17 protein-coding genes and 2 riboswitches are annotated in these 19,285 nt (G+C 69.4%); of the genes, 14 read left to right on the top strand and 3 right to left on the bottom strand.

Annotation, left to right across the window (positions count from 1 at the left end; all coding sequences use genetic code 11):
• Positions 1-85: 85 nt before the first annotated feature.
• Positions 86-754, top strand: coding sequence for a DoxX family protein (locus tag ACTWPV_RS25175; RefSeq protein WP_347648009.1), 669 nt, complete (start codon positions 86-88; stop codon positions 752-754).
• Position 755: 1 nt separating this feature from the next.
• On the opposite strand, the gene ACTWPV_RS25170 is transcribed toward ACTWPV_RS25175, so the two are convergent.
• A complete protein-coding gene (locus ACTWPV_RS25170) occupies positions 756-2,045 on the bottom strand; it encodes an aminotransferase class V-fold PLP-dependent enzyme (protein ID WP_443153662.1) in 1,290 nt (429 codons plus the stop codon).
• A 44-nt stretch (positions 2,046-2,089) separates the two neighbouring features.
• Positions 2,090-2,205: riboswitch (SAM riboswitch) on the bottom strand.
• A gap of 126 nt (positions 2,206-2,331) precedes the next feature.
• On the opposite strand from ACTWPV_RS25170, the gene ACTWPV_RS25165 reads away from it, so the two are divergent.
• Complete coding sequence (locus ACTWPV_RS25165) at positions 2,332-3,099, top strand: TerC family protein (RefSeq protein ID WP_443153661.1); 768 nt, start codon at positions 2,332-2,334, stop codon at positions 3,097-3,099.
• A gap of 4 nt (positions 3,100-3,103) precedes the next feature.
• Positions 3,104-4,297, top strand: a complete 1,194-nt coding sequence (locus ACTWPV_RS25160; RefSeq protein ID WP_443153660.1) for a cytochrome P450 — start codon at positions 3,104-3,106, stop codon at positions 4,295-4,297.
• Here ACTWPV_RS25160 and ACTWPV_RS25155 read toward each other — a convergent pair.
• Positions 4,281-5,243 (bottom strand): SAM-dependent methyltransferase, encoded by a 963-nt coding sequence (locus tag ACTWPV_RS25155; RefSeq protein WP_443153659.1) that lies wholly within the window; start codon positions 5,241-5,243, stop codon positions 4,281-4,283. The two genes, ACTWPV_RS25160 and ACTWPV_RS25155, sit on opposite strands and share 17 nt — an antisense overlap.
• A gap of 171 nt (positions 5,244-5,414) precedes the next feature.
• Here ACTWPV_RS25155 and ACTWPV_RS25150 point away from each other — a divergent pair, with 171 nt between their 5' ends.
• The 7 genes from ACTWPV_RS25150 to ACTWPV_RS25120 all read left to right on the top strand — a co-directional run bounded on the left by ACTWPV_RS25150 (position 5,415) and on the right by ACTWPV_RS25120 (position 13,568).
• Positions 5,415-5,642 carry a chaplin family protein gene (locus ACTWPV_RS25150; RefSeq protein ID WP_132510477.1) on the top strand — a complete coding sequence of 76 codons (228 nt, stop codon included), beginning with the start codon at positions 5,415-5,417 and terminating at the stop codon, positions 5,640-5,642.
• 387 nt (positions 5,643-6,029) lie between these two features.
• Positions 6,030-6,920 (top strand): Rossmann-like and DUF2520 domain-containing protein, encoded by an 891-nt coding sequence (locus tag ACTWPV_RS25145; RefSeq protein ID WP_347648005.1) that lies wholly within the window; start codon positions 6,030-6,032, stop codon positions 6,918-6,920.
• Positions 6,921-6,970: 50 nt separating this feature from the next.
• Positions 6,971-7,807: a pantoate--beta-alanine ligase gene (gene panC, locus ACTWPV_RS25140; protein WP_443153726.1), complete on the top strand. Its 837-nt coding sequence runs from the start codon at positions 6,971-6,973 to the stop codon at positions 7,805-7,807.
• Between the two features lie 83 nt (positions 7,808-7,890).
• Positions 7,891-10,434 (top strand): L-aspartate oxidase, encoded by a 2,544-nt coding sequence (locus ACTWPV_RS25135; protein WP_443153658.1) that lies wholly within the window; start codon positions 7,891-7,893, stop codon positions 10,432-10,434.
• A 3-nt stretch (positions 10,435-10,437) separates the two neighbouring features.
• Positions 10,438-11,220 carry a type III pantothenate kinase gene (locus tag ACTWPV_RS25130; protein WP_347648003.1) on the top strand — a complete coding sequence of 261 codons (783 nt, stop codon included), beginning with the start codon at positions 10,438-10,440 and terminating at the stop codon, positions 11,218-11,220.
• Positions 11,221-11,269: 49 nt separating this feature from the next.
• Complete coding sequence (gene lysX, locus ACTWPV_RS25125) at positions 11,270-12,751, top strand: bifunctional lysylphosphatidylglycerol synthetase/lysine--tRNA ligase LysX (RefSeq protein WP_443153657.1); 1,482 nt, start codon at positions 11,270-11,272, stop codon at positions 12,749-12,751.
• A 604-nt stretch (positions 12,752-13,355) separates the two neighbouring features.
• Entirely contained in the window at positions 13,356-13,568 is a 213-nt protein-coding gene (locus ACTWPV_RS25120) for a LuxR C-terminal-related transcriptional regulator (protein WP_347619962.1), read from the top strand.
• Between the two features lie 48 nt (positions 13,569-13,616).
• Here ACTWPV_RS25120 and ACTWPV_RS25115 read toward each other — a convergent pair whose 3' ends face one another.
• The gene (locus tag ACTWPV_RS25115) at positions 13,617-14,573 is read right to left on the bottom strand and encodes a C40 family peptidase (RefSeq protein WP_443153656.1); all 957 of its coding nucleotides are present in this window, start codon (positions 14,571-14,573) and stop codon (positions 13,617-13,619) included.
• 93 nt (positions 14,574-14,666) lie between these two features.
• Positions 14,667-14,808, bottom strand: a riboswitch (cyclic di-AMP (ydaO/yuaA leader).
• A gap of 270 nt (positions 14,809-15,078) precedes the next feature.
• Here ACTWPV_RS25115 and ACTWPV_RS25110 point away from each other — a divergent pair.
• From ACTWPV_RS25110 to ACTWPV_RS25095, 4 genes are all read left to right on the top strand, one after another.
• Positions 15,079-15,648, top strand: coding sequence for an amino-acid N-acetyltransferase (locus ACTWPV_RS25110; protein ID WP_347648000.1), 570 nt, complete (start codon positions 15,079-15,081; stop codon positions 15,646-15,648).
• A gap of 85 nt (positions 15,649-15,733) precedes the next feature.
• Positions 15,734-17,200 (top strand): RDD family protein, encoded by a 1,467-nt coding sequence (locus tag ACTWPV_RS25105; protein ID WP_443153655.1) that lies wholly within the window; start codon positions 15,734-15,736, stop codon positions 17,198-17,200.
• Positions 17,201-17,309: 109 nt separating this feature from the next.
• Entirely contained in the window at positions 17,310-17,798 is a 489-nt protein-coding gene (locus tag ACTWPV_RS25100; protein ID WP_443153654.1) for an RDD family protein, read from the top strand.
• A gap of 516 nt (positions 17,799-18,314) precedes the next feature.
• Entirely contained in the window at positions 18,315-18,647 is a 333-nt protein-coding gene (locus ACTWPV_RS25095; protein WP_132332025.1) for a histone-like nucleoid-structuring protein Lsr2, read from the top strand.
• Positions 18,648-19,285 lie beyond the last annotated feature (638 nt).

Below are 19,285 nucleotides of genomic sequence, written 5' to 3'. Positions count from 1 at the left end.
GGGGTGGACGGTCAAAGCTTGGTATGACCATGCATCCCGAAGTCGGACATGGGGAGGGATACCTGGAATGGGGGGAGAAATAACCATGAAAAGGGTATTGTTCGACGTCGCGGCCCTGATCGCGCGCGTGGTGACAGGCGTGATCTTCCTTGCTCATGGATGGCAGAAGTGGCAGGGCGGCCTCGGCGCCACCGCACAGGGCTTCAGGGAGTCGGGGATCCCGCTGCCCGAGCTGGCCGCCTCCTACGCGACCGTCGTGGAGACCGTCGGCGGCATCTTCCTCATCCTTGGCCTGCTGGTCAGGCCGGTGGCGTTGCTGCTGCTGATCAACATGCTGGGCGCCATCTTCTTCGTGCACTGGGGGCTCACCCCGTTGTCTTCCGACAACGGCTGGGAGCTGCCTGGCGCACTGGGCACGCTGAGCCTGCTGTTCCTCGTGCTGGGCGGCGGCAGGTTCGGCCTGGACGGCATCGTCCGCACGATGTCGCGCAGGCGTGCCGAACGCCGTGCGGCCGAGGTGGAGCTCGCCGCCCGCGCGCCCGCCAGGCCCGGCACGGCCACGACCGGCACGACGACGACCGGTGCGGCCGGGGGGCCGACGACGCCCGAGCCGGCGCAGCAGGAGCCTCCCCAGGTGCCCCGGCAGCCGAGCGCGCCGAAGGACAGCACGCTCAGCGACAAGGACATGCGGGACATCGACGCCCTGGTCGGCGACGAGCCGCCCCCGCGCCGCGGCGAACCGCCGAAAGGCTGACTCAGCGGGAGGTGAGGTCGCGCAGCGCCTCGATCAGCCGGTCCACGTGCTCCTGCGTGGTGCCGATGCCGATCGAGGCGCGCACCGCTGATGCCGTGCCGTCCTCGCAGCCGCCGCCCGAGTGCACGTCCACCAGGTGACGGACGAACGGGTGCGCGCAGAACTTGCCGTCGCGCACCCCGATGCCATATTCGCCGGACAGCACCTCCGCCACCTCGCGGGCCGGGCGTCCGTCGACGGTGAACGACACGATGCCCACGCGCGGGTGGTCCTCCCCCCACAGGGACAGCTCGCGTACGCCCTCGATCGAGGCGAGACCGGCACGCAGCCGGGCGACCAGCCGCTCCTCCTCCCGCACCAGCGGGGTCCACCCGGTGGCGGTGAGCGCGTCGCAGGCCGCGGCCAGCGCGATGGCGCCGAGCACGTTCGGCGTGCCCGCCTCGTGCCGCGGCTCCGGGTCGTCGTGCCACTCGACGGCGCCGGCCACCGACCGGACCGCGCCCCCGCCCCTCAGGTACGGCTCCGCCTCGGCAAGCCAGTCACGCCGCCCGATCAGCACGCCGGCCCCGAAGGGCGCATAGAGCTTGTGCCCGGAGAAGGCCACGTAGTCGAGATCGAGCGCGGTGAGGTTGAGCCGCCGGTGCGGTACGAGCTGCGCGGCGTCCACCAGGATCCTGGCGCCGTGCCGGTGCGCGATGTGGGCCAGCGCGGCGATGGGCCACAGCTCGCCGGTGACGTTGGAGGCGGCGGTGACCACGAGCAGCTTGGGCCCGTCGATCGCGGCCAGCGCGTCGTCGGCGGCGCGCACGGCCTGGCCGGGGAGGGCGGGCGGCGCCAGCCGTACGGACCGGGGCCAGGGGAGGAGGGAGGCGTGGTGTTCGGTGTCGAAGACCACGGTGGTCGTGCCCTCGGGCAGGCAGCGGGCGAGCAGGTTGGTGGCGTCGGTGGTGTTGCGGGTGAAGATCACGGCGTCGTCCGGCCGGGCGCCGGCGAACGCGCTGACCGTGTGACGGGCCTGCTCGTAGCGGGCGGTGGTGAGCTGGGAGGCGTAGCCCGCGCCGCGGTGGACGCTGGAGTAGGCCGGGAGCGCGGCGGCGACGGCCGCGCTGACCGGCGCGAGACAAGGGGCGCTGGCGGCGTAGTCGAGGTTGGCGTAGCTCACCAGCCTGCCGCCCTTGACCGGGACCTTGAGGTCGGCGCCGAGCACGGCGGGGACGCGCGGTTCCTCGGTGGTGGCGGGAGCCTCGTCCGCCCGGACGTGAGCGGACTTGAAGATCGTCAGCGTGGACACGGCAATCCTCCTCGGGGTCGTCGGACCCCTGGAGCAGCCAGCGGAGCCCGCGCTTGCCCGCCACACCTCGTGACGGACCAGGTCTTCACCCGGGGCACCCCGCCGCGGACGCGAGGGTTGCCGGCCAGCTAGCCGGGGCTTGTCGCTGGCACTCATGACCTACGTCAAGGACTATAACCCGTACCAGGGCATGGATCGCAAGCGGGCGAACTTATGGGACAGCTGAGTCGTTGCTACCGGGAGACCCGCCGTCACATGCCTTGGAGGTGCGTAAATGCTGGAATGGGTGGCTGACCCGCAAATCTGGATCGGTTTTCTCACCCTCGTCGCCCTGGAGATCGTGCTGGGGATCGACAACATCATTTTCATCTCCATCCTGGCGGGCAAGCTGCCCCCGGAGCAGCGTGACCGGGCCCGCGTGCTCGGCCTGGCCGCGGCGCTGATCAGCCGCCTGCTCCTGCTGCTCGGGCTGTCGTGGGTGGTACGCCTGACCGATCCGCTGTTCGCGGTCTTCGGCCACGACATCTCGGGACGCGATCTGATCTTGCTCCTGGGCGGCCTGTTCCTGCTGGCCAAGAGCGTCACGGAGATCGGCCACAGCATGGAGGGGCCGCACGGCAAGGACGGCAGGAAGGCCGCGGCGGCCTCCTTCACGTCCGTCATCGTGCAGATCATGGTGCTCGACGTCGTCTTCTCGCTCGACTCCGTGATCACGGCCGTCGGCATGGTCGACGAGCTCGGCGTGATGGTCGCGGCGGTCGTGGTGGCGGTGCTGGTGATGTTGTTCGCCTCCGGGCCGATCAGCAGGTTCGTCGACCGGCATCCGACCATCAAGATGCTGGCGCTGGCGTTCCTCGTGCTGATCGGGGTGATGCTCGTCGCCGAGGGGCTCGGCCAGCACATCCCCAAGGGCTACATCTACTTCGCGATGGCGTTCTCGGTGATCGTGGAGCTGCTGAACATCCGCATGCGCGGCAGGCACGCCAGGCAGCGGGCGTTGGAGGAGGAGACGGAAACGGCACTCCCGCGACGGAGGATCCCGCTTCTAAGATGAAATGATGCGCTTTGATCCCTGGAATCCGGATTTCGTGGCTCACCCGTACGGCGTCTACGAAGAGTTGCGGCGCGAGGCTCCGATCAGCTACTTCGAACCGACGAACCAGTGGCTGATCTCGCGCCACGCGGACGTCAACGTGCTGCTCAGAGACCGCCGCCTGGGCCGGTCCTACCTGCACGTGGCCACGCACGAGGAGTTCGGCAGGCCGCCGGAGCCGGAGTTCCAGGAGCCGTTCTGGCGGGTGATCAGGGCAGGCATGCTCGACGTGGAGCCGCCGGTGCACACGAGGCTGCGCCGGCTGGTCTCCAAGGCGTTCACGCCGCGCATGGTCGAGTCGCTGCGCCCCCGCGTGCGCGCCATCGCCCGGGAGCTGGTGGACACGTACGTCGCCAAGGGCGGCGGCGACCTGATCGCCGAGGTCGCCGAGCCGCTGCCGGTCACCGTGATCGCCGAGATGCTCGGCATCCCCGACCAGGACCGCCACCTGCTGCGCCCGTGGTCGGCCGGCATCTGCGGCATGTACGAGCTCAACCCCGCCCCCGATGCCCAGCACGCCGCGGTCCGAGCGGCGGAGGAGTTCGCCGGCTACCTCAGGGCCCTGGCCGCCGAGCGCCGGCCGCGCCCCGGCGACGATCTGATCAGCGCGCTCACCCAGATCGCCGAGCTGACCGAGGACGAGCTGGTCGGCACGTGCGTCCTGCTGCTCAACGCCGGTCACGAGGCCACCGTGAACGTGACGGGCAACGGCTGGTGGTCGCTGTTCAGAAACCCCGCCGAGCTCGTACGGCTGCGCGAGGACCCGTCGCTGCTGCCCACGGCCGTGGAGGAGCTGATGCGCTGGGACACGCCGCTGCAGATGTTCGAGCGCTGGGTGCTGGAGGACATCGAGGTGCACGGCGTGGAGATCCCGCGTGGCGCGGAGGTGGCGTTGCTGTTCGGGTCGGCCAATCGGGACCAGACGGTGTTCGACGACCCTGACAGGCTCGACGTCGGCCGTGCCGACAACCCGCACATCTCCTTCGGCGCCGGGATCCACTTCTGCCTGGGAGCGCCGCTGGCCAGGATCGAGCTCATGGAGTCGTTCGGGGCGCTCCTGGACCGCGCGGCCACGCTGGAGCTGCGGCGGGAGCCGGAGTGGAAGCCGGGCTACGTCATCCGCGGCCTGCGGTCCCTGGAGCTCACCGCGACTGGCTGAGCCAGCCAAAGCCGCCGAGACCCGACGGGTCGATCAGCTCGCCCTCCTCGGAGGCTCTGGCCAGGGCGCGCAGGTAGCCGCGCGGATCGGCGTGGGCCAGGTCGGCGGGCGGCCTGGCGCCGGTGATGCCGAGGGCCTTGAGGGCGTCACGCTGTGTGGACAAGGTTGTGGATATCGCACCGGCTCCGCGGCCGGCCTCCGCGCACGCGTCGAGCGCGACATGCGCCGTGATGTCGCAGGTGCCGTCGGGGACGGGGGTCACGACCGCGCCGTCGCGGTATCCGGTCAGGGTCCCACAGGGGGGACGGTTATCCACAGGATGTGCATAATCGATGGCGATCGCTCTGCCTTTGACGAGGCGATCCAGGACCGACGCCCAGGCTCTGTCGCGGGGGCAGCCGATCTCCGCGCGAGCCCCCACCCGGAGCAACGGCCACCATCGTTCGAGCCATTCGCGGTCGGCCGGCGCGGGCGGGCCGCCGAGCCGTTCCTCGCCGGTGCGGACGTCGACCATGAGCAGCCGCAGGCCCTGGGGGGTCTGCTCCACCACGTCGAGCGGGATGTTGTCGAGCCATTCGTTGGCGATGGCCAGCCCGGTGACGGCGGCGGGCAGGTCGGGGCGCCAGCGGATCCGTTCGGGCACGCCCTCTGGCCGGGGGCAGAGGTCGACGGCGGTGATGCGCAGCCGGTCGCGCAGGCCTGGCTCGGCGGCGGCCAGGACCTGGGTGACCAGGGTGCCCTCGCCCGCGCCGATGTCGACCAGATCGAGCACGCCGGGGGAGCCGAGCTCGGCGTCCACCTCGGTGAGCAGCGCCAGCACCGCGTCGGCGAACGCGGGCGAGGCGCTGACCGAGGTGCGGAAGTGGCCCGAAGGGCGTTCGCGGAGGTAGAAGCCCCCCTCGCCGTAAAGCGCGCGCTCCGTCGCGGCGCGCCAGGTGAGCCACATGTCTGGACTATCTCATGACTTTCGCCGGGCACAGTGCGTTATGGAAAGACTACTGAGTGTCCTTGGCTTGAGGTACTGTTGACACAATGTCACCGAGGGGCCACTTTCCGTTCCCTTGGTCGAGCATGTCCTGCGGCCCTCAAGGCGGCCGCGCAATCGAGAGGAGCCCTCATGCTGAAGAAGGCCATGGTCGTCGCCGGAGCCGTCGCGATGTTGTCCCTCGCCGCCCCCGCGCACGCCGACATCACCAGTGGCGCAGGCGGCATCGCCTCGGGCAACCAGCTGCACCTGCCCATCGCCATCCCGGTCAACGTCTGCGGCAACGCGGTGGCCGTGATCGGCGGGGCCCTCGCCGGCTGCAAGGGCGGCGCCTTCGCCCACGTGCCCAGCCACCACTGAGTGAGGCGAGCCCGGGCCGGCGCAGGCCGGCCCGGGTCCGTCCGGGTCGGTCAGTCGGCGGTCGGCCGGCCCGGTGCACCTCCAAGGGATTCCCATCTTTCGCGGGCGTCGGGTCCAGGTGACTCGGCGCCCGCTGCCATGCGATGAACCCCTCTCCTCATCTCTTCCGACAGGGGGTGCGTTTTTTGTATGCCCTTGTCGCTTTTGTCGTTAACTCAACGCGCGGCAAAGGCACGGTCACATGCTCGGCTCCAGGAGGCCGTTACCCTGGTCGGCAACGCCATCACCGAAGAAGAGGCCCGCATCAGCGAGCTGCCGTCCCTGGTCGAGACCCGTGAGCGGCAGTGCGCAGCGGCTTTCTCGTTCGCAGTCGACAGGGGTGAGGTCATGGACGCGGGTGATCGCCCGGCACGGCTGACCGTCGGCGTGCTCGGAGCGGGCAAGGTCGGCTCTGCCCTCGGCGCCGCGCTGGCGCAGGCGGGTCACCGGGTGGTGGCCGCCAGCGGGGTGTCCGACAATTCGCAACGGTGGGCCGCCGACCGGCTCGGCGTCACGCCGGTCCGGCCCGACGAGGTGGTGGCCGCGGCCCAGCTGATCCTGCTCACCGTGCCGGACGACGCGCTGCCCGACCTGGTCAACGGGCTGGCGTCCACGGGGGCCGACCTGCACGGCAAGCTGCTGGCGCACACCAGCGGGGCGTACGGGCTGTCGGTACTCGACCCGGCGGCCGAGGCCGGCGCCCTGCCGCTCGCGCTGCACCCGGTGATGACCTTCACCGGCCGCGACGACGACCTCAACAAGCTCACCGGCATCTCCTACGGCGTGACCGCGCCCGACGTGCTGCGTCCCATCGCCGAGGCCCTGGTGATCGAGATGGGCGGAGAGCCGGTCTGGATCGCCGACGCCGATCGCCCGCTCTACCACGCGGCGCTGGCGGGAGCGGCCAACCACATGGTCACGCTCATCGCCGAGTCGTCCGACCTGCTCGTACGCATCGGCGTCGACCACCCCGGCCGGATGCTGGGGCCGCTGCTCGGCGCCGCGCTCGACAACGTGCTGCGGCTCGGCATCGCCGGGCTCACCGGCCCTGTGGTGCGCGGCGACGCCGGCACCGTGCGCAAGCACGTCGACGCGCTGATCCTGGCCGCTCCCGAGGCGGCCGACGCCTACATCGCGCTGGCCAGGCTCACGGCCGACCGGGCGCTCGCCGCGGGCCTGCTCAAACCCGAGGAGGCGGAGCGGCTCCTCGACGCGCTGGGGGGCAATATATGGACTTGACGCGCCACGAAGGAGCGCCGTCGCCTGGAGGAGTGGCACGAAGGGGCATGATGGAGCTGATCGTCGCCAGAAACCGGGAAGACCTGGTCAAGGCGCGTGGTGGTGGCGAGGTGGCCCTGGTGCCGACCATGGGCGCGTTGCACGAGGGGCACAAGGCGCTGATCAGGCAGGCGCGCGCTCGTGCCGATCATGTCGTGGTCAGCATCTTCGTCAATCCTCTGCAATTTGCCCCTAATGAGGATTTTTCGCGTTATCCCCGTACATTCGAGGCGGATCTCGACGCGTGCCGGGCCGAGGGGGTCGACGTCGTCTTCCATCCGGCCGTCGAGGACATGTACGCGCCCGACCGCCAGGTGAGCGTCTCCGCCGGCCGGATGGGCGAGCTCGTCGAGGGCGCGGCGCGGCCCGGTCACTTCGACGGGGTGCTCACCGTGGTGCTCAAGCTGTTCAACGTGGTCCAGCCCGACCGGGCGGTGTTCGGGCAGAAGGACGCCCAGCAACTCGCCCTCATCCGCCGCATGGTCGCCGATCTCGACCTGCCGATCGAGATCCTCGACGTGCCCACCGTGCGCGAGCCCGACGGCCTGGCCCTGTCCAGCCGCAACCGGTTCCTGTCCGACGACGACCGGCGGGTGGCGCTGGCGCTCTCGCGAGCGCTGCGGGCCGGCGCGGCCGAGCTCACGCCGTCCAGGATCCGCGCGGCGGCGCGGGAGGTGCTCGACACGGCGGGGCCCGGCCTTGACGTCGACTACCTGGTCCTCGTCGACCCGGCCACCTTCGCCGAGGCGGACGACTCGTACGAAGGCATGGCCGTGCTCGCGGTGGCCGCCAGGGTCGGGGCGACGCGCCTGATCGACAACGTCAGCGTGACGTTGACCCGCGCCTGAGCCTGCGGGCACCCCGGGGCGAGGCCATCACGAGCGAGGGGTTATCGTCATAATGACGAGATCGCCCAAGCGAGGAGACCCCCATGAGTGCACCGGCGATTCCCCTGCGTCTGACCGCCCCCGCGCCAGGCTGGACCGTCGAGGCCGACGTGGTCGTCGTGGGGTCGGGCATCGCGGGCCTGACCGCGGCCCTGCGCTACGCCGAGCTGGAGCCGGCGGCCAAGGTCCTGGTCGTGACCAAGGACGTGCTGTCGGCCGGCTCGACCCGGTGGGCCCAGGGCGGCATCGCGGCCGTGCTCCACCCGCAGGACACCCCCGACCAGCACCTGAGCGACACGTTGCTCGCCGGGGTGGGGTTGTGCGACGTGGCGGCCGTGCGCACGCTGGTGACGGAGGGGCCGGGCGCGTTGCGGCGGCTCATGGCCCGCGGCGCGCGGTTCGACCGGACCTCCGGCGGCGAGCTCCAGCTCACCAGGGAGGGCGGCCACCGCCGGCGCCGGATCGTGCACGCGGGCGGCGACGCCACCGGCGCGGAGGTGCAGCGGGCGCTCGTCGAGGCGGTCCGCGCGGGATCGATCGAGGTGATCGAGCACGCCCTGGTGCTCGACCTGCTCAAGGACGCCGAGGGCCGGGCCAGGGGCGTGACGCTGCACGTCATGGGCGAGGGCGCGCGTGACGGGGTGGGCGCGGTGCGCGCCAGAGCCGTGGTGCTGGCCACCGGCGGCATGGGCCAGGTCTACGCCGCCACGACCAACCCCGCCGTATCCACCGGCGACGGGGTGGCGCTGGCGCTGCGGGCCGGGGCCGTGGTGCGCGACCTCGAGTTCGTGCAGTTCCACCCGACCGTCCTGTGGCTCGGCCCCGCATCGACCGGGCAGCAGCCGCTGATCTCCGAGGCGGTCAGGGGCGAGGGCGCGTTCCTGGTCGACCACGAGGGCGAACGGTTCATGCGCGGCGAGCATGACCTGGCCGACCTGGCGCCGCGCGACGTCGTGGCCAAGGCGATCATGCGGAGGATTCGCGAGACCGGGCACGAACACGTCTACCTCGACGGCCGCCACTTCGGCCGCGACACGTGGCAGGCCCGCTTCCCCACGATCTACGCCGTCTGCCGCGAGCACGGCATCGACCCGGCCGCCGAGCTGATCCCCGTCGCTCCGGCCGCCCACTACGCCAGCGGCGGTGTCCGTACGGACCTGCGCGGGCGCACCTCCATCGAAGGTTTGTACGCGTGCGGCGAGGTGGCCTGCACGGGCGTGCACGGCGCGAACCGGCTCGCCTCCAACTCCCTGCTCGAAGGCCTCGTCTTCGCCGAGCGCATCGCCGAGGACATCCACCGCGTACGCCCCGAGCCGGGAGAGCCGGTGGACGGGGAGGCGGCGCCCGGGCTGGTGGACCCGCGGACGCGCCCCAGAATTCAGGGCCACATGAGCATGGGGGCGAGCGTCCTGCGCAGCCGCGAGTCGCTGCTCCTCACGGCGAAGGCGCTGCGGGACGCCCGCTGGACACCCGTCGCGGTGCCCGCGTGCACCGAGTCGTGGGAGGCCACCAACCTGCTCACCGTCGCCACCGTGCTCACCGGCGCGGCGACGGCCAGGCTCGAGACCCGTGGCTCGCACTGGCGCGAGGACCACGGCACCCGCGACGACGACGAATGGCTGGGTCACCTGGACGTGACCCTGACGGAGGAGGGCCCGCGCATGACGTACACACCTCATGAGGACGCGAGTTCGCGGCGGATCGGTGACCGCGAGGCCGCGGCGCGGGAGCTGACCGCGGCCGGGCTCGATCCGGTAGCCGTGGACGCGCTGATCGACCGGGCGCTGGAGGAGGACCTGCGGCAGAAGGGCGACGTGACGAGCCTGGCCACCGTCCCGGCCGACCGGCACGCGGTCGCCGACGTGGTGGCCCGCAAGGACGGCATCGTCGCCGGGCTGGCCGTGGCCGAGGCGGTGTTCGTCCGGCTGGGGGCGGACCGCTCGGAGCGCGGGGCCAAGGACGGTGACCGGGTGCGGGCGGGCGACGTGCTGATGACCGTCGAAGGGCCGGTCAGGGCGCTGCTGACGGCCGAGCGCACCGCGCTCAACCTGCTCACGCACCTGTCCGGGGTGGCCACGCTGACCGGCAGGTGGGTCGAGGCGATCAGCGGTACGGCGGCGCGCGTGCGCGACAGCCGCAAGACGCTGCCGGGGCTGCGGGCGCTGGAGAAGTACGCCGTGCGCTGCGGCGGCGGCGTGAACCACCGGATGTCGTTGTCGGACGCCGCCCTGATCAAGGACAACCACGTGGTGGCGGCGGGGGGCGTGGCCGAGGCGTTCAGGGCGGTGCGGGAGCGCTACCCCGACCTGCCGATCGAGGTGGAGGTCGACCGGCTGGACCAGCTGGAGGCCGTGCTGGACGAGGGTGCCGAGGAGATCCTGCTGGACAACTTCACGATCGAGGACACCGCGCGTGCCGTACAAATCGTGAAAAAGCAGGTGGGAAACAGGGTTGCCCTTGAAGCAAGCGGGGGATTGACCTTGGAATCGGCTCGTGATGTGGCTGACACTGGCGTGGACTACCTTGCGGTGGGAGCGCTTACGCACTCGGCGCCGGCCCTGGACATCGCACTTGATCTGCGGGGGTAATTGATGCTGCTCACGATCGACGTCGGCAACACGCACACGGTGCTGGGGCTGTTCGAGGGCGAGGACGTCATCGAGCACTGGCGGCTGGCCACCGACGCCCGCCGCACCGCCGACGAGATCGCGGTCGTGCTGCAGGGTCTGCTGACGCAGTCGCCGCTGCTCAAAGGGGCCGACATCGACGGCATCGCCATCTGCTCCACCGTGCCGAGCGTGCTCAACGAGATGCGCGAGATGTGCCGCCGCTACTACGGCGACGTGACCGCGGTGATCGTGGAGCCGGGCATCCGCACCGGCGTCCCCGTACGCATGGACAACCCCAAGGAGGTCGGCAGCGACCGCATCGTCAACGCGCTGGCGGCCATCGACCAGTACGGCGGCCCGTGCGTCATCGTCGACTTCGGCACCGCGACCTCGTTCGACGCGGTGTCGGCCAAGGGCGAATACGTCGGCGCGGTCACCGCGCCCGGCATCGAGATCTCGGTCGACGCGCTGGCCGCCGCCGGGGCACAACTGCACAAGGTCGAGCTCGTACGCCCCCGCTCGGTGATCGCGAAGAACACCGTCGAGGCCCTGCAGGCCGGCATCATCTACGGCTTCGCCGGCCAGGTCGACGGCATCGTGGAGCGCATCGCCGCGGAGCTGGCCGACGACCCCGACGAGGTGACGGTCGTGGCCACCGGCGGGCACGCGGGGCTGGTGGTGGGCGAGTCGCGCTTGATTGACGTGCACGAGCCGTGGCTGACCCTCATCGGGCTGCGGCTGATCTACCACCGCAACGTGGCGTGAGACCTGGACGAGTCACTGCGGTTCGCCGGATCCCCTACCCTTTGTTGTTGTGAGCGACGAACTTCCCGAGCAGATGCGCATCCGGAGGGAGAAGCTCGACCGCCTTCGCAGCGAGGGCGTCGACCCTTACCCGGTGCTTTTCCCACGCACGGCCACCAACGCCGAGGTCAGGGAGAAATACCAGGGCCTGGAGCCCGACACCGCCACCGGTGACACGGTCTCGGTCGCGGGCCGCGTCATGCTCAACCGCGTGGGCGGCAAGCTCTGCTTCGCCACGCTCCGCGACGGCGGCGCCGACCTGCAGGTCATGATCTCGCTCGACAAGGTGGGCGAGGATTCGCTGGCCCGCTGGAAGCACGACGTCGACCTGGGCGACCACGTGGGCGTGACCGGCGAGGTCATCACCTCGCGCAGGGGCGAGCTGTCCGTGCTGGCCGACAGCTGGCAGATCACCAGCAAGTGCCTGCGCCCGCTGCCGGAGAAGCACGTCGGGCTCACCGATCCGGAGGCCCGGGTCCGCCAGCGCTACGTCGACCTGATCGTCAACGACGAGTCGAGGAAGATGGCCAGGGTCCGCAGCGCCACCGTGCGCGCGGTGCGCGACTTCTGGCACGAGGAGGGCTACCTCGAGGTCGAGACGCCGATGTTGCAGCCGATCCACGGCGGCGCCACGGCCCGGCCGTTCAAGACCCACATCAACGCCTACGACATGGAGCTCTATCTCCGCATCGCGATCGAGCTCTACCTCAAGCGGCTCGTGGTCGGCGGCATCGAGAAGGTCTTCGAGATCAACCGCAACTTCCGCAACGAGGGCGCCGACTCGACGCACAACCCCGAGTTCACCATGGTCGAGGCCTACGGCACCTACCTCGACTACAACGGCATCGCCGACCTGACTCAGCGGATGTACCAGAAGGCCGTCGTGGCCGCTCTGGACACCTCGGTGGTCGTGCACGACGGTGTCGAGGTCGACCTGGGCATCCCCGAGTGGCCGCGCGTCACCCTCTACGGCGCGGTGTCCGAGGCCGTCGGCGAGCAGATCACGACCTCGACCTCGCTCGAAGAGCTGCGCAAGATCGCCGACCGGCGCGAGATCCCCTGGGATCCGAAGTGGGGCGCGGGCAAGCTCGTGCAGGAGCTCTTCGAGGCGCTCGTCGAGCACACGATCATCCAGCCCACGTTCGTCATGGACTATCCGCTGGAGACCTCGCCGCTGGCCCGGCAGCACCGCGACGACCCCCTGGTCACGGAGAAGTGGGACCTCATCGGGTTCGGCACCGAGCTGGGCACCGGCTACTCCGAGCTCAACGACCCCATCGAGCAGCGCCGCCGCCTGGTCGAGCAGTCCTTGCTGGCCGCGGGCGGCGACCCGGAGGCCATGCAGCTCGACGAGGACTTCCTGCAGTCGCTCGAATACGCGATGCCGCCGACGGGCGGCATGGGCGCCGGGATCGACCGGATGATCATGGCATTCACCGGTAAGAACATCCGCGAGACCATCCTGTTCCCCCTGGTCAAGCCCACTCACTGAGGCCACGTGGCATCCCGCCGCACCGGTTGCGGCGGGGTGCCCGCGCGCGGCGAGCCGGGCGGGCACTCCGTCGTGCCGGGGAAGCGGTGACGGACGATCGGCCGTCCTGCCCCGGGATCGGGGCCGGGCTTGTCAGCATCGGGTCAAGACCGCGGGCGAGTGGCGCGCGAGTGTGCGAGTTCTGCGAGGGACGTCCGGCAGCGCTGGGTCCATCATGACGGTGATGCACGCTCAGGTCCGGAAATAAGGTTACTCCTGGCTTGCCGCGTGCCGCCGCCCGTGGTGAAGAGCGGCTGAGCGTTCCCGCCCGTACGTATGGATCATGCAGTAAATCGCGCGCGGATGGATCAAAAACCGGGACGCCGGCAGGACCGATCGGCGCCGGGCCGGGCCTGACCGAGAGGGCGCGCGGACCGTACGTCGGGCGGCGAGGTCTGCCGGCGGACGAGCCCCGGCAACCCGTGGCGGATCATGTCAACGGTGCTGGTCAAGAGCGGCGATCGTCATGCTTGACGACCTTTCCATGATGCGTTTACCGTCTGCGAGGAGCGGCTGTGGCCTGGCTAAGAGGGTCCAGGCCTGCTGTTGGGGGGGAGGGCTCCCGATGGAAGTGCTCACAGAAGGCGTTGAGCTGAGCCATGCGGATCTGGCGTTACTGGCGGAACTCGCCAGAGGAGTCACGGTCGATCGGGTGGGCAGGCGACTGGACATCAGCGGCCGCACCGTACGCCGGAGGTTGCGCGGCATCTGCGACCGCATCGGCGTCGCCACCGCGATCGAGGCCGTGGCGTGGGCGGCACGCCGCCAGCTGATCTAGCGGCACCCGCGCACTGGTGCCCACTCATTGGGCCTCCACGTGCAGAACTCAGTCGGCGATACGCACCGCGCCCGCGAACGGCCGCCGTTCGATCGACGCGATCCGCACCACATCACCCGTCCGAGGGGCGTGCACCATCATGCCGCCGCCCAGATAGATGCCCACGTGGTGCAGGTCGCTGTAGAAGAACACCAGGTCGCCTGGACGCATCTCGTCGCGTGAGATGTGCCGCCCGGCCGTCCACTGGTTGCCTGTGTAGTGCGGCAGCGAGATGCCCACCCGCTGGTAGGCCGCCATCACCAGGCCGGAGCAGTCGTAGGAGCCGGGACCCTCTGCTCCCCAGACGTACGGCTTGAGCTGCTGCGTGAGCGCCCACCGTGCCGCCTGCGCGGCCTTTCCGGTGCCCGCGATCGGCAGGTTGACGCGGGTGGCGCGGGTGCCGGGACGACCGGCCTCGCCCAGCGCCCGCCTGAACAGGTTGCTCTCGACCTTGGCGACCAGCTTGCTGATCTTGCCGCGCTTGGCGTCGAGGTCCTTGACGATCTTCTCGACCTCGCTGATGCGCGACTTGGCGCTCGCCCTGGCGCGCTCGGCGGCCTTCCTGGCCTTGGTGAGCTGGTTGAGCTCCTCGCCCTGCCGCTGCTCGATCGCGAACGTGGTCGCGGCGCGGTCGAGGAAGTTGCCGGGGTCCTCGGAGGAGGTGAACGCCAGCGCACGGCTCAGACCGCCCGTGATGTAGGCGTTCTGGGCGAGCAGGACGGCCTTGGCGCGCTTGGCCGCCAGGTCTGTCTCGCTGGCCGTCAGCGTCTTCTGCGCGGCCTCGGCGGCCTTCTTGGCCGTCTTCAGCTTCTCCCGCTGCCCGTTGTACTGCTCGGTCAGCGTCTCGATCTCGACGTGCATTTTCTCGACCCGCGTGGCGAGGTCTTTGAGCGAGGGCTTGGGGTCGGCGGACGCCGGGACGGTGGGAACCGAGAACAGCAGCGCGGCGACTGTGAAACTCGCCACACCGAGGCGGTGACGCGACAGGGCGCGTTCCGGGGGGCGGGCGTGCTTGCCCGCCGACTTCCTCCCACGGTTGAACGTGCGCTTCACCAACCAGGCTCCTCTCATAGACGCCTACCGGGTTAGCTGACGGGTTCGGGCCGGAGCAGCCCTACCGAAAAACTCGGATTCACCCCGTGGTGGCGGTCGCCACCGGCGGGTCCCCGGCTTCCCTGAGGGAATTGAGCGTGCTTCCCCCCGCGCGCGACACGCGGGGATCATCGTCGCTGGACACTAATGCACTCCGGGTTCCTGCTCAACCAGAACTGCCAACTCCGTAGAGGTTTCGCAACCGAAGGGTCACGAGGTGGTCTCGGTGCCAGTCGGGCAGGAGTGACCGTATGTGGCGCTTACTCCCGAACGATCGCCCGGCGCGACGCCGTGCTCGCTCGGCCACGAGATGTAACAGGATGGGCGGAGAGATGTGAGTTAGGTCCGAGCCGTAATGACATCTGTACTCTGGAGAGCCATGGAGCAGGTGGCCGAACTGACTGTGCCCGAGACCGCGGTGGTGGTCCGGCGTGCGCGCACGCCGGACGTGCGGGGGGTCAGGCGCCTGGTCGACACCTATGCGGGCGCGGGCTCGCGGCTCCTGAAGAAGGCCACGGTGACGCTGTACGAAGACGTGCAGGAGTTCTGGGTGGCCGAGCGTGGCGGGCAGATCGTCGGCTGTGGCGCGCTCCACGTGCTCTGGGAGGACCTCGCAGAGGTCCGCACGGTGGCCGTCGATCCCGAATGCCGCGGCGCGGGCGTCGGTCACCGGATCGTCTCAGCGCTCATCCAGCAGGCCAAAGATCTTGGTCTGCAACGTGTATTCTGTCTTACTTTTGAGGTCGACTTCTTCGCGAGGCATGGTTTTCGCCGCATCCAGGGCACGCCGGTCTCCCCCGAGGTCTACGCCGAGCTGCTGGCCTCGTATGACGAGGGTGTAGCGGAGTTCCTCGACCTGGAACACGTCAAGCCGAACACCCTGGGCAACACCCGCATGCTGCTCCATCTGTCGTCGGGTGACGCGGACCTTGACCACATGGAAAGGTGATTGTTGATACCTATGTCGATACGTTGGGCAGCACAGGCATGTGTCCTGACACGTGCCACGCGCGCACTCGAAGCGAGGTGACACGGTGAGCACCGGACAGCCGCCGTACCCACAAGACGAATCCGGCGAGAACGCTGCGCCTCCCCACTACGGCCAGCAGGCTCCGGGCCGCCACCCCGGCGAGCCCGACCCCGACGTCACTGTGGTCGGCTACCGGGCGGACGACGCCTACGGGCAACAGCCCCCCTATGGTCAGCAGCAGGGCTATGGCCAGCAACCCCAGTACGGTCAGCAGCAGGGCTACGGCCAGCAACCCCAGTACGGCCAGCAGCAGGGCTACGGCCAGCAACCCCAGTACGGCCAGCAGCCCCAGTCCCAGCCCGACTACGGCCAGCAGCAGTACGGCCAGCAGCAGGGCTACGGCCAGCAACCCCAGCAGGGTCAGCAGTACGACCAGCAGTACGGTCAGCAGCCGCAGTCCCAGCCCGGTTACGGCCAGCAGCAGGGTTACGGGCAGCAGCAACAGCCCGGCTACGACCAGCAGTACGGTCAGCAGCAGGGCTACGGCCAGCAGCCGCAGTCCCAGCCCGGTTACGGCCAGCAGCAGGGTTACGGGCAGCAGCAACAGCCCGGCTACGACCAGCAGTACGGCCAGCAGCAGGGCTACGGCCAGCAGCCCCAGTCGGGTCAGCAGTATGACCAGCAGTACGGTCAGCAGCCCCAGTCGGGTCAGCAGTACGACCAGCAGTACGGTCAGCAGCCCCAGTCGGGTCAGCAGTACGACCAGCAGTACGGTCAGCAGCCCCAGTCGGGTCAGCAGTACGACCAGCAGTACGGTCAGCAGCCGCAGTCCCAGCCCGGCTACGGCCAGCAGGGCTACGGGCAGCCGCAGCAGTCCCAGCCCGGTTACGCCCAGCCCGGTTACGGCCAGCAGTACGGCGACCAGCAGTACGGCCAGCAGGGCTACGGGCAGCCGCAGCAGGCCGGCTACGGCCAGGCTCCCTACGGCCAGCCGGGCTACGGCCCGGTCGGCGTGCAGCCGCCGGGGGCTCCCGCCCCGCTGGCGGAGTGGTGGCAGCGTCTGGTGGCGCGACTCGTCGACGGCGTCCTGTTCGGCGTCGTGATGTTCGTGGTGTCGCTCCTGCTCACGACGCTGTTCCTGGTCAGCTACGACTCGACCAGCGGCGCCACGTCGGGGATGTTCAGCTCGTTCGCGCTCAACATCGTGCTGGCCATCGTCCTCACCGCCGTCTACGTCGGCTACGACTTCCTCATGCACAAGATGAAGGGTCAGACGGTCGGCAAGATGATCATGGGGATCAAGGTCGTGCCGGTGGGTCAGATGATGCCCCCCGGCGGCCTGCCCGGCGACGCCGCCATCAAGCGGGCCGGCGTGACCTGGGGCGCCTACATCCTCTACTTCCTGCCGTTCGGCACCATGCTGGCGGGCCTCGTCTGCGCCCTGAACGGCGCTTCGATGCTCTGGGACAAGCCGCTGCAGCAGACGTTCGCGGACAAGTTCGCGAACACCGTGGTGGTCAAGATCAAGTAATCGGCAGAACCGCGAAACAGGGGCCGGCTTCCCGTCGGCCTCTGTTTTGTATGTGAGGGTAGGTGCGGAATGTAGGGCTCTCCGCCGTCGATGTCGCGAGGTGAGGGTTATGGCCGGGACGTCGCCGTGGGCGGACGCGGTGCCCGCGGAATGGTGGGAACGGCTGGCTGCTCGGCTCATTGAAGCGCTCGTCTTCGGCGTCGCCTATTACATTCTGTTCATTGCGCTATGGGCTGTCTTCCGGACTGTCGGCATGATGGAGGTGTTCGACGGCCGGCTGCCCGGAGTGCTCGCGTGGGCGGTCGCGGGGCTGGGTTATACGGGCTACGACTGGTGGGCGCATTGGCGGCACGGCCGCACGTTCGGCCAGGCGATCATGCGGATCCGCCTGGTGCCGCGGGATGTTCCGGCCCGTGCTCTGCTCAAACGCTCCCTGGTCTATCCGGGACCTGTCATGCTCATGGGCATTCCGGTGGCCAATCTGGTGGCCGGAATGCTGCTGTTCGGTGTCGGTATGCTCATCCTGATCGACAAGCCGCTGGAGCGTGGGCCGCATGACAGACTGGCCGGAACGCGCGTGGTTAAAGATCTTCGCTGAGCCATCCGCACCTGCACGGATGTCTTTCGCAAAATTTTCCCATGATCCGGTAAGGAGCCTGGAGAGACTGGCATTAGGCTATGGGGCGTCCGGGTTGCTGGATGTTGGTGTCCCTGCGACACGTAGGGCATCTGTGTGCCGCTATGGTCGGGTGCGGGCGGTTGTCGCCTTGCGCACCATGAGGGGCCCGCAGCGCTCCCTCCTGGAGGCGCTCCGCGCGCTTAAAGCGCCCCGAAACCCCGTCAGCCGTGGAGGCGAGGACGAATGGAAGCCCTTACAGACGTATTGTCAGCGCTCATCCCCCCGGTGGTGGTGGGCGGCGCCTTCATCTTTGGCGTCGTGAAGTTGGTCCGGTCGGAGGCCCTTGGCGACCGGCGAAACCGTGAGGATCAGGCCGAGGGCCAGAACTGATCGGCTAGTCAGCCGAATCCCCGTAGCGCTGAATTGTCTCCACGCCTTTCCGGGTATATGTTTGGGCTGGCGAATGAAACAATGCTCCGCGAAAGGATTGCGTAGATGGCCAAGCAGATCCAGGAGATTCTCATCGATGACCTCGATGGGGGCGAGGCCAATGAGACGGTCAGCTTCGCTATTGACGGCTCCTCCTATGAGATTGACCTCAGCGACCTTAACGCGAAGAAGCTGAGGGACGCGCTCACGCCTTTCGTGCAGCACGCGCGCAGGGCCGGTGCCGTCACCACGCGTCGGCGTGGCCGCGGCGGCAACCGCGCGATGAGTCGCGAGAAGAGCTCGGAGATCCGGCAGTGGGCCAAGGCCCACGGCCTGCCCGTCAGCGAGCGAGGCCGCATCGCCTCCACCGTCGTCGAGAAGTACGAGCAGGCTCACTAGGAGAGCCCGCTGCTCGACCATGCGCTTATGCCGTTCGCCTAGGACCCCGGCGACCGCCATAAGCGCATGATCGTGTCCGGGCCGTTTCGAATGGCGGGACGGCCCGGATGATGATCGGCCGACGCGTCCATATGCGGGCGTTTTGGTCGCGGGTTCGGTCCGGCTCCCGGCCCCGTTTCCGCGATGAGACGCCCGCATATGAGATGGCGCCGCGCCCGGCGTGTCCGAATGCGCCGCGTGGCCATACCTCATTGAACGCACGCTTCTCGCCGCGAGGCGCCCGGATTGCCCGCGGGGCCCCGTCATTCGCCCACCGTCACGGACAAGCGTCGCGCTCATGGAACGCGCCATGACGGAAATCCGGGCGCCTAAAGGCCGGCGGCGATCTTCACGCGCTGTAGCCTTAACCGCGATCTCGACTCGCGCTCGGCGCCGGAAACCCCGTATGGCACGGAGGTGTGGGCATCCGCGCAAAACGCCGCCGGGCACGTTGCGTGGCCGCCGGCCATATGCCGCTTCCTGGAGATGTACGGAGTGCTCATGCACGGCGGGATAACCCGTGACATGAGCGCGCCTCGCACAATCCGCTTCCGCGAGCATGTGCGCACAATGCCGGGCCATCACGAAGTGTGGTGGGC

This window comes from Nonomuraea sp. KM88, assembly GCF_052245635.1.
Lineage (GTDB): Bacteria > Actinomycetota > Actinomycetes > Streptosporangiales > Streptosporangiaceae > Nonomuraea.
Note: the sequence above shows the minus strand (reverse complement) of the source record. Positions and strands in the feature narration are given on the sequence as shown.

Bases quoted from the DNA above. Each gene is read 5' to 3' on its own strand.
- ACTWPV_RS25150 (WP_132510477.1), top strand. From the start codon at position 5,415: ATGCTGAAGAAGGCCATGGTCGTCGCCGGAGCCGTCGCGATGTTGTCC.
- ACTWPV_RS25110 (WP_347648000.1), top strand. From the start codon at position 15,079: ATGGAGCAGGTGGCCGAACTGACTGTGCCCGAGACCGCGGTGGTGGTC.
- ACTWPV_RS25120 (WP_347619962.1), top strand. From the start codon at position 13,356: ATGGAAGTGCTCACAGAAGGCGTTGAGCTGAGCCATGCGGATCTGGCG.
- ACTWPV_RS25135 (WP_443153658.1), top strand. From the start codon at position 7,891: ATGAGTGCACCGGCGATTCCCCTGCGTCTGACCGCCCCCGCGCCAGGC.
- ACTWPV_RS25130 (WP_347648003.1), top strand. From the start codon at position 10,438: ATGCTGCTCACGATCGACGTCGGCAACACGCACACGGTGCTGGGGCTG.
- ACTWPV_RS25160 (WP_443153660.1), top strand. From the start codon at position 3,104: ATGCGCTTTGATCCCTGGAATCCGGATTTCGTGGCTCACCCGTACGGC.
- ACTWPV_RS25175 (WP_347648009.1), top strand. From the start codon at position 86: ATGAAAAGGGTATTGTTCGACGTCGCGGCCCTGATCGCGCGCGTGGTG.
- ACTWPV_RS25145 (WP_347648005.1), top strand. From the start codon at position 6,030: ATGGACGCGGGTGATCGCCCGGCACGGCTGACCGTCGGCGTGCTCGGA.
- ACTWPV_RS25095 (WP_132332025.1), top strand. From the start codon at position 18,315: ATGGCCAAGCAGATCCAGGAGATTCTCATCGATGACCTCGATGGGGGC.
- ACTWPV_RS25155 (WP_443153659.1), bottom strand. From the start codon at position 5,243: ATGTGGCTCACCTGGCGCGCCGCGACGGAGCGCGCGCTTTACGGCGAG.
- ACTWPV_RS25100 (WP_443153654.1), top strand. From the start codon at position 17,310: ATGGCCGGGACGTCGCCGTGGGCGGACGCGGTGCCCGCGGAATGGTGG.
- panC (WP_443153726.1), top strand. From the start codon at position 6,971: ATGGAGCTGATCGTCGCCAGAAACCGGGAAGACCTGGTCAAGGCGCGT.